This window comes from Cryobacterium sp. PH31-AA6, from assembly GCF_030063195.1.
Taxonomy (GTDB): Bacteria; Actinomycetota; Actinomycetes; order Actinomycetales; family Microbacteriaceae; genus Cryobacterium.
The window spans coordinates 116,992-126,295 of record NZ_JASISS010000008.1 but is presented as its reverse complement, the minus strand read 5'-3'; the positions used below and the strand labels follow the sequence as shown (position 1 = coordinate 126,295).

Annotated in this window: 4 protein-coding genes; all 4 read right to left on the bottom strand. The window is 67.2% G+C overall.

From position 1 onward, the window contains the following. Window positions 1–388: 388 nt before the first annotated feature. Window positions 389–1,012 (bottom strand): hypothetical protein, encoded by a 624-nt coding sequence (locus QMG61_RS08355; protein WP_283493877.1) that lies wholly within the window; start codon window positions 1,010–1,012, stop codon window positions 389–391. A gap of 152 nt (window positions 1,013–1,164) precedes the next feature. Further along, window positions 1,165–5,901 (bottom strand): ExeM/NucH family extracellular endonuclease, encoded by a 4,737-nt coding sequence (locus QMG61_RS08350; protein ID WP_283493876.1) that lies wholly within the window; start codon window positions 5,899–5,901, stop codon window positions 1,165–1,167. A gap of 217 nt (window positions 5,902–6,118) precedes the next feature. Continuing rightward, window positions 6,119–6,625, bottom strand: coding sequence for an amino-acid N-acetyltransferase (locus QMG61_RS08345; RefSeq protein WP_283493875.1), 507 nt, complete (start codon window positions 6,623–6,625; stop codon window positions 6,119–6,121). Window positions 6,626–6,758: 133 nt separating this feature from the next. Then, window positions 6,759–9,284, bottom strand: coding sequence for an ATP-dependent Clp protease ATP-binding subunit (locus QMG61_RS08340; protein ID WP_283493874.1), 2,526 nt, complete (start codon window positions 9,282–9,284; stop codon window positions 6,759–6,761). Window positions 9,285–9,304: the final 20 nt, after the last annotated feature.

Sequence of the window (9,304 nt, the reverse complement as noted above, 5' to 3'; positions counted from 1 at the left end):
GGGCAACCAGTACTGGCTGAAACCACCCGTCACCGTCGACCCGAACCAAACCCTCATCCCACTGAAGAGCAAGGCCGAACGCGCAGGGTGACGCTGACCTTGGGGTCTCGACAGGCTCGACCACCGGGGCAGGGTCACCGGGGCAGGGTCACCGGGTCTCGACAGGCTCGACCACCGGGGCGGGGTCACCGGGGCGGGGTCACCGGGTCTCGACAGGCTCGACCACCGGGGCGGGGTCACCGGGTCTCGACAGGCTCGACCACCGGGGCTCGACCACCGGGGCTCGACCACCGCATGGTCGGCCACCGGGGCAGGGCTGGTCTCGACAGGCTCGACCACCGAGGGTTTGACCACCGGGGCGGCGGGCGGGGTGGCGAGACGTGAGGGGCTAGTAGAGGATGAACTGCTTCGGGGTTGGGGCCTCGATGCCGTCGACGGCCACGGCCAGGTGATAGGAAGCTCCCCCGGCCGGCGCGGCGGGCCGAGTGGATGAGTCGCAGGTGTCAGGGCTTGAGCGAATCCGGTCCCAGGTGATGGGAGTGGTTGAGCTCACCGGAACATTGGGTTCGAGGGTGACATCAGCGTCGCTCGGGTCGGTTTGGCAGTCCGTGGACTTCCAGTAGACATCCTGTCCACTCGAGATCGTGAAGACCTGCTGCGCGGTGCCCGCATTGATGATGCAGGGAGCCGAGCCCGTGTTCGTGATGCTGAGCGACAGCTGCGGCATCAGGCCGGGCTCATAGGTGACGGCGTCGGTGGTCGCCTCGACCTGCACCTGGGCTGGGTCACACTTCGTGGGGCCGGTGGTCGTGGAGGCCGGAGCGTCCGTCGACGCGGCCGTGGATGCCACCGCCTTCGCCTTGCTGTCGGGCTGGCTGGCGCCGGCTCCGGGGCGCACGATGATCAGGAAAATGATGACAAGCACGAAGAGCAGGCCCAGGCCCACTACGAGACGTCGGCGCCAGTACACCTTGCTGGACTGGGGGCCGACCGGATGTTTGATCGTCGACATGAATCAAGGCTAACGACGTTCCCGCAGCGAGCCGGGAACACCGAGCGTGTCGGACGGGTTTACCCGGCCGGCACGACCAACGGAACCGGCCTCAGCTGGCCGGTTCCGTTGGTCATGCAGCGTCCGTGTTAGACGTCGCGGTTGGCGTCACCTCAGTGGCCGTGGCCGGCCTTCGGCGGCTTCGGAGCCTTGACCTTCTCGACCTTGATGTCGGTCCAGCCGATCACGGCACCCGAGGCATCCTGCACGACGATGTCGTGGTTGCCCGGTTTGAGGTCGGCCGGCAGAGTGACCGTGACCTTGCCCTGCGCATCCACGGTGAGCCAGCCGCCCAGATTGACCGGGTTCGACCGCACCCAGACCGAGACGAACTCGGCCGCGTGCTCCGCGCCGACCGTGATGGTGACCGTGTCCCCGGCGTTGTAGACGCTCTGATCGGTGGCGATCTGGTTCTTGAGCGCCTTGGTCAGGGCCTTCTCCGGGGCGGCCGCGGGAGGCGTTGCCGGCGGCACCGGCACGTTCACCGTGAACGGAACCCGAACAATAGAGCCGGACTCCGTCGCGGTGAGCTCAAGGGTACTGGCGACGGGTGCGTCCGCGGGCACGGTGACCGTGACCGTCGCCGAGCCCGCAGCATCCACCGCGACCGTGCCGAGGGATGCGTTGCTGCCCGACCAGAGCAAGGTGAGCTCGGTGTTCTTCGGTGCACCGAGCGACGTCAGGTTGAGATCGCCGACGGTGAACGTGACCGAGTCGCCGCGGTTGACCGGTGCGGTCGGCGCACCCGTGACACTCGCCTGGCGGACGGCGAAGGACGGGGTGATCGGGCTTCGGGCGGTGAGGTAGGCGATCCACGCGTCCCGGTCGACGAGACCCGAGTCGCGCGTTCCCGTGCCTGAGAGGAAGGCGCGGAAGTTGTCGCCGCCGGTGAGCAGGAAGTTGAACGACCCCACCCGGTAGGAACGCGCCGGGTCGACGGCGTCGCCGTTGATCCAGATGCCGGTGATCCGGTCGCCCTCTGGCCGGGTGGCGTCAAACGTGTAGTTCACGTTGTCGGACAGTCCCAGCTGAAGGTAGGGCCGGCTCGGCACGTTGCCGGCCGCGTCGCGCTGCCACTGCTGTTCGAGTACCGTCTTGAACTGGGCGCCGGTGAGGCTGGTCGTCCACAGGTTGTTCAGGAACGGGAGCACCGCGTTGGCTTCGGCGTAGGTGATGACACCGTCCGGCGCCTGGTCGAGGTTGGCCCGCATTCCACCAGGGTTGACAACGCCGATTTCGGCGCCGCCCTTGAGCGGGTCGGCCAGCGATGCACGCAGCGAGTTGGCGACGAGGGTTCCCAGCGACGACGGAGCCGCACGGTTCTCGGAGCACGGGGCGGTGCCGCCGATGCAGGCACGGGTCACGTCAGCGGTCACGGAGCCGATCGGCTGGTTGCCGATGATGGCAGCCTCAGCGAGCGCGGCATCCGTGATGGTCTTCACCGTCGCGACTCGCGGGTAGGCGGCGACCAGGGTGGCTTCGGCGGTCGTCGACCGCTTCACATTCTGGTTCTTCACCGTGGTGATGACGCCGGATGCCTTGTCGAAGTTGAGCACGACCTGACCGACATTCTCGCCGTAGCTTCCGGTCTGCAGTACGGGGCGAGTGACGCCCGCGGCTGCTCCGGGAACCTGGGCGTTCCACGCGTACTGCTTGTGCGTGTGACCGGTGAAGATTGCGTCGACGCTCGCGGCCGTCTGGGTGACGATCTTCGCGAAGGCGCTGTCGGTGATGGCGAGCTCCTGTTCGAGCGTGGCGCCCTCCGGCGCACCGGCCCCGGCTCCCTCGTGGTATTCGGCGATGAGCACGTCGGCCTCGCCATTGGCAGGGTCACCGTCACTGAGCTGCGCCGCCACCCGGTTCACCGCGGCGACCGGGTCGCCGAAGCTCAAGGTGGAGATGCCGTTCGGCGAGACGAGCGAGGGGGTCTCCTCGGTGACGGCGCCGATGACGCCCACCTTTACTCCGGAGACATCGACGATCGCGTACTCCTGCAGGGCCGGGGTCTGCGTTCCACTGAGGTAGACGTTGGCGCCGAGGTAGCTGAAGTCGGCGGCGGTGTCGACTCGACCGATGAGATCGGCCAGACCCTGGTCGAACTCGTGGTTGCCGACCGCGGAGGCCCGCAACCCGAGCGCGTTCAGCACGTCGATGGTGGGCTTGTCCTTCTGCGACGCCGATGCGAAGAGTGACGCACCGATGTTGTCGCCGCTGGAGAGGAAGAGCGTGGCCGCGTCACCGTACTCGGCGCGGAGCTGCTCGACCGTTCCGGCGAACTTGGTCGTGTTCGCGTCAATCCTGCCGTGGAAGTCGTTGATGTTGAGCAGGTTGATGTTCACATCGGTGGCGCTGGCCAGGTTCAGGCCGACGATCGCGGGGTCATGGTCGGAGGAACGGTACGGGTCTGCGCGGTAGAAGTCGGTGACGTTGCTGTTGTACCGGCTGTACTCCAGCGCGACGGACTCGACCGAGTTGATGTTCCAGACGTCGACGTCGGTGACGGCGGCATCCCCCTCGACCGAAGCGAACACGTGGTCGAGGGAGCCAACGGACCCGCCGTACGCATAGGTGTACTCGCCGCTCTTGGCTTCCTGGCTGATGTAGCCGGCGTCGGTGAGGACCTTGATCGGGTCTTCCTGGTCGTAGGCGTTGAAGTCGCCGGTGAGGAAGACCCGGTTGATGCCCGTGCTGGTCTTCAGCGAGTCGGCGAAGCCGACGAGGGCCGTCGCCTGGTTGACGCGTGAGGCGTTGGAGGCACCCTGGCCGTCGCCGGTGTCGGCGTCGACTCCGGTGCCCGAGCCCTTCGACTTGAAGTGGTTGACGATCGCGAGGAACGAGCTCCCGGTGTCGCCGACCAGCTGGAACGCCTGGGCGAGCGGCTGGCGGGCGTTCACGAACGCCGGGGCGTCGAGGATGCTCGAGGTGCCGACGGTCTCGACGACGTCCTTCTTGTAGATGAACGCGGTGCGGATCACGTCCTCGGCGGCCGGGAGCACCGCCGGTGAGGGCACGAAAGCCCAGACCGGGCTGCCCGCGGCGGCGTTGAGCGCGTCGACGAGGGTCGACAGGGCGGCGTCGCGGTTCTTGCCGAATCTGGCCGAGTTCTCGATCTCCTCGAGCGAGACGACCTGGGCGCCGAGCGCGTTGATCGCCGCGACGATCTTGGCCTGCTGTCGTTCGAAGCTGACCTGGGTGGCCGCGCCGCGTGCGTCGCAACCGCCGCTCACGGTGATCGGTGTGCCGGCCCGGTCGGTGTAGTAGGTGCAGCCGGTGAGCGAGTCACCGGTGGTCGGGAAGTAGTTGAGCACGTTGAAGGTGGCCAGGCGGATGTCGCCGCCCACGTTCCTCGGCGCCGCCGTTCGGGTGTCGGCGAAGGTCGCCGGCTGCACGGTGGCGGCCGTAGCGGGAACGAGCTCGGCTGTCGGTTCGAACTTCCAGGTGCTGTTGCGGTAGTCGAGGATGACCGGCCTGGTGAAGGTGACCGCCGCGCCGACGCGCACGGGGGCATCGTTGGACAGGTACGGGACCGGCTTGGCCTTGTTCGCGGTGGCCAGGTAGTTGGTGCTGGCGCCGTCGTCGAGGGTCACGGCCCTGGCCGCGTTGTCGGCAACGGCGGCGAAGTACTCGGCCGTGCCGGGGCGGGCGAGGGCGGTCGGTGTGACGAGCGCGGTGGTTCCGGCAGCGAGGCCGACCTCACCGTACTGGTTGGTCGAGTAGTTGTTGGTGACGGTGAAGTCGCCGGTCGGGGCGACGAGCATGCTCTCGAGCGCTTCGCGGGCGGCAGCCTCACGCGGCAGGGCGACGGTGGCCGGTTGCGGCGGCACGATACCCGTGCTGTCGAGGGGCGCGACGTCGGTGAGCGCGGCGACACTGAGCTGGGTCAGGCCGAAGTACTCGCTGACCGCACCGGTGACGGAGAGGTAGTCTCCGACCGCGACCGCGGTGGTCAGCGTGCCGGTGTAGACGAAGATGCCGTCGGAGGCCAGGTGGCCGGCCGGGTCGATGGCGCCGCCGGTTCCGGGAGTCTGCAGGTAGAAGCCCCTGAAGCCACCCGCCGGGTAGGCGGCGGTCACGACACCGGTGGTCGTCACGGTGCTGCCGACCCTGGGGCTGACGTCGGACGTGCCCTGGATCTCGTTGATCGCGATGGCGTCGACGGGAGTGGGCGGAGTAGTGGGGGTGGGGGTAGGGGTAGGCGTCGGCGTCGGCGTGGACCCGGAGTTCATCGGGGTCGGCGCGGCTGCGGTGAAGTCGGCCGAGTTGACGTCGGTGTCAACGTGGTCGGTGCGTCCGATCGAAGTGGTCACGGATGCCGCGGGGGCGGCCGTGGTCTCAAAGGTGTTCGAGGTGCCGTAACCCAGCAGGTCGATGATGCCGGGGGTGCCGACAAGTGAGCCCGTGGCCGGCGCGGTCAGCGCGGTGGCCTGGTCGGCGAGGAAGATCGTTCCCGCGGCGCCGGCGAAAGAGGAGCCGGTGGAGGCGTCGGGAGTGGGGAGCGTCGCGCCGTTCGCTGCGTTCGAGCTGCCCTGCACGAGGTAGTAGCCCTTGGCCGGGATCGACCCGGTCAGCACGACCACGGCACTCGGGTTCACCGAACCGGTGGCGGAGCGGTACTGGATCGAGGTTCCGTCGAGGGTGACCGGGGCGTCCGTCGGGTTGTACAGCTCGACGAACTTGTTCAGGTAGCTGGCACCCGAGCTGCCGCCGTTGAGGTACGCCTCGTTGATGACGACGCCGGTGCCGGCGGTGTTGGCTTGCGCGGGTAGCGCGAAGAGTGGAGTAGCGACAAGGCTCACTCCCAGAAGTGCGGCGCCGAATAGGCGCAACCGGCTGCGAGGCGCAGATGTCATTGTTCTCCCCTTTGTCGACCGGAAGCGGTCACGCCCAAGATAGGGAACCTTGACGACGTTGAGTAGGCCAAACGATGAACGATTCGGGCCACACCAGCGTGTCGCTCGAATGAGCAGAATCGACCGGAATTACCCCCACATGAGCGCCCCTCGAATGGGTACGCTGTCAATTAACTGTGGGCGCCCTGGCCACACCGGGCCGGATCAGCAGGCCGGATCAGACCAGCCGCTTGACCATCCTGGTGTTTCCGAGCGTGTTCGGCTTCACCCTGGCGAGGTCGAGGAATTCGGCAACACCCTCGTCGTGCGAGCGCACCAGCTCGGCGTAGACGACCGGGTCGACCGTCTCGGTGCCCATGTCGATGAACCCGTGCCGGCTGAAGAACGGCACCTCGAACGTGAGACAGAACAGCCGGGTCAGGCCGAGCTCACGGGCATCCACTTCGAGCCGGTCCATCAGTGCGTGACCGACGCCGCGGCCGAGCCGGTCGGCGGTGACGGCGAGCGTGCGCACCTCACCGAGGTCCTCCCACATCACGTGCAGGGCGCCGCAGCCGATCAGGGTTCCGTCGGCGTCCTCGACCACCCGAAATTCCTGCACGGCCTCGTAGAAGACCACGCTCTCCTTGCCGAGCAGGATGCGCTCCTGCACCAGCGGTGCGACCAGCGCCTGGATTCGCGGCACGTCGCTTGTGCGCGCCCGGCGCACCGAAAACTCCTGCATGTGGTGCGTACCGGCCCTTTCAGGTGGCTGATTGATGAAACCGGTTCCAGTCTACGGAATCCGCTCGAAGAGACGAGGAAGGGCCCGGCGGATGCTCCGCCGGGCCCTTCGAGGCTGTTTCGCCCGGGTCGTGCTACTCGCTGGTCACGGCGAGGTCGGGCGTGCCCGGCCCGGTTCCGAGGGCGGCGGTCGTGTTGACACCGACCGAGACCGCGGACTTGCGCGCCGTCGTGGTGAAGACGTATGCCCCGTCGACGAAGTCGACGTGCACGTGGTCGCCCGCGTTCAGCTCGCCCTGCAGGATCTTCTCCGACAGGCGGTCCTCCACCTCGCGCTGGATCGCGCGGCGCAGCGGCCTGGCACCCAGGGTGGGGTCGAAGCCGACCTCGATCAGGTGCTCCTTGGCCGGGAGGGTCAGTTCGACGGTCATGTCGCGGTCGAGCAGACGTTCGCTCAGTCGCTTGATGAACAGGTCAACGATCTGCAGCAGCTCCGGCTTGGTCAGCTGCGGGAAGACGATGACCTCGTCGACGCGGTTGAGGAACTCGGGCTTGAAGTTCTTCTTCAGTTCCTCCTTGACTTTGCCGCTCATCCGCTCGTAGCCGGTGGTCGTGTCGCCCTCGAGCTGGAACCCGACCGGCGCTCCGCTGATGTCCTTGGTGCCGAGGTTGGTGGTCATGATGATCACGGTGTTCTTGAAGTCGATCACGCGACCCTGGCCATCCGTCAACCGGCCCTCTTCCAGAATCTGGAGGAGTGAGTTGAAGATGTCGGGGTGCGCCTTCTCGATCTCGTCGAACAGCACGACGGAGAACGGCTTGCGACGCACCTTCTCGGTGAGCTGGCCGCCCTCTTCGAAGCCGACGAAGCCCGGAGGGGCACCGAACAGCCGGGAGACGGTGTGCTTCTCGCCGTACTCACTCATGTCGAGTGAGATCATGGCGGCCTCGTCGTCGAAGAGGAACTCGGCGAGAGCCTTGGCCAGCTCGGTCTTGCCGACGCCGGTGGGGCCGGCGAAGATGAAGGAACCGGAGGGACGCTTCGGGTCCTTCAGGCCGGCACGGGTGCGGCGGATGGTCTTGGCGAGGGCCGAGATAGCCTGCTCCTGGCCGATGACGCGCTGGTGCAGGGCCTTCTCCATGAAGACGAGCCGCGAGGACTCCTCCTCGGTGAGCTTGAAGACGGGGATACCGGTCGCCTGGGCGAGCACCTCGGCGATCAGGCCCTCGTCCACGACGGCGGTGGTCTTGACGTCGCCCGACTTCCACTTCTTCTCCAGGCGCAGCCGCTCGCCGAGGAGGTTCTTCTCCTCGTCGCGCAGGCCGGCGGCCTTCTCGAAGTCCTGTTCCTCGATCGCGGTTTCCTTGGCGGCACGCACCACGGCGATCTTCTCGTCGAATTCGCGCAGCTCGGGCGGGCTGGACAGGATCGACAGGCGCAGGCGGGCGCCGGCCTCGTCGATCAGGTCGATGGCCTTGTCCGGGAGGAACCGGTCGGAGACGTAGCGATCGGCGAGGTTCGCCGCGGCCACGAGGGCGCCGTCGGTGATCGAGACCTTGTGGTGCGCCTCGTACCGGTCGCGAAGCCCCTTGAGGATGTTGATGGTGTGGGGCAGCGACGGCTCGGCGACCTGGATCGGCTGGAAGCGGCGCTCGAGCGCGGCATCCTTCTCGAAGTGCTTGCGGTATTCGTCGATCGTGGTCGCACCGATGGTCTGCAGCTCGCCGCGGGCGAGGAGCGGCTTGAGGATCGAGGCCGCGTCGATCGCGCCTTCGGCGGCACCGGCACCGACGAGGGTGTGGATCTCGTCGATGAAGATGATGATGTCGCCGCGGGTGCGGATCTCCTTGGTGACCTTCTTCAGGCGCTCCTCGAAGTCACCGCGGTACCGGCTGCCGGCGATCAGTGAGCCGAGGTCGAGCGAGTAGAGCTGCTTGTCCTTCAGAGTCTCCGGCACATCGCCCTTGACGATGGCCTGGGCGAGGCCCTCGACCACGGCGGTCTTGCCGACGCCGGGCTCGCCGATCAGGACAGGGTTGTTCTTCGATCGTCGGGACAGGATCTGCATGACCCGTTCGATCTCTTTCTCGCGCCCGATCACCGGGTCGAGTTTGTTCTCACGGGCGGCCTGGGTCAGGTTCCGGCCGAACTGGTCGAGAATCTGGCTGCCCGCCGGACCGCTCGCCGCCTCGTTGGCTCCGACCTGGACCTGCTCCTTGCCCTGGTAGCCGGAGAGGAGCTGGATGACCTGCTGGCGCACCCGGTTGAGGTCGGCGCCAAGCTTGACGAGCACCTGGGCGGCAACGCCTTCACCCTCGCGGATGAGGCCGAGCAGGATGTGCTCGGTGCCGATGTAATTGTGGCCGAGCTGCAGCGCCTCGCGCAGGCTCAGTTCGAGCACCTTCTTGGCGCGCGGCGTGAACGGGATGTGCCCGGTCGGCTGCTGCTGGCCCTGGCCGATGATGTCCTGCACCTGCTCGCGCACGGCGTCGAGGGAAATGCCCAGGCTCTCGAGGGCCTTGGCGGCCACACCCTCGCCTTCGTGGATCAGCCCGAGCAGAATGTGCTCGGTACCGATGTAATTGTGGTTGAGCATCTTGGCCTCTTCCTGGGCCAGGACAACGACGCGACGAGCTCGGTCGGTAAATCTCTCAAACATGTGATCGCTCCCTTGGCGCC

What these genes read in the sequence shown, in the direction of transcription:
- QMG61_RS08355 (WP_283493877.1), bottom strand. Translation starts at nt 1,012, where the DNA reads ATGTCGACGATCAAACATCCGGTCGGCCCCCAGTCCAGCAAGGTGTAC.
- QMG61_RS08350 (WP_283493876.1), bottom strand. Translation starts at nt 5,901, where the DNA reads ATGACATCTGCGCCTCGCAGCCGGTTGCGCCTATTCGGCGCCGCACTT.
- QMG61_RS08345 (WP_283493875.1), bottom strand. Translation starts at nt 6,625, where the DNA reads ATGCAGGAGTTTTCGGTGCGCCGGGCGCGCACAAGCGACGTGCCGCGA.
- QMG61_RS08340 (WP_283493874.1), bottom strand. Translation starts at nt 9,284, where the DNA reads ATGTTTGAGAGATTTACCGACCGAGCTCGTCGCGTCGTTGTCCTGGCC.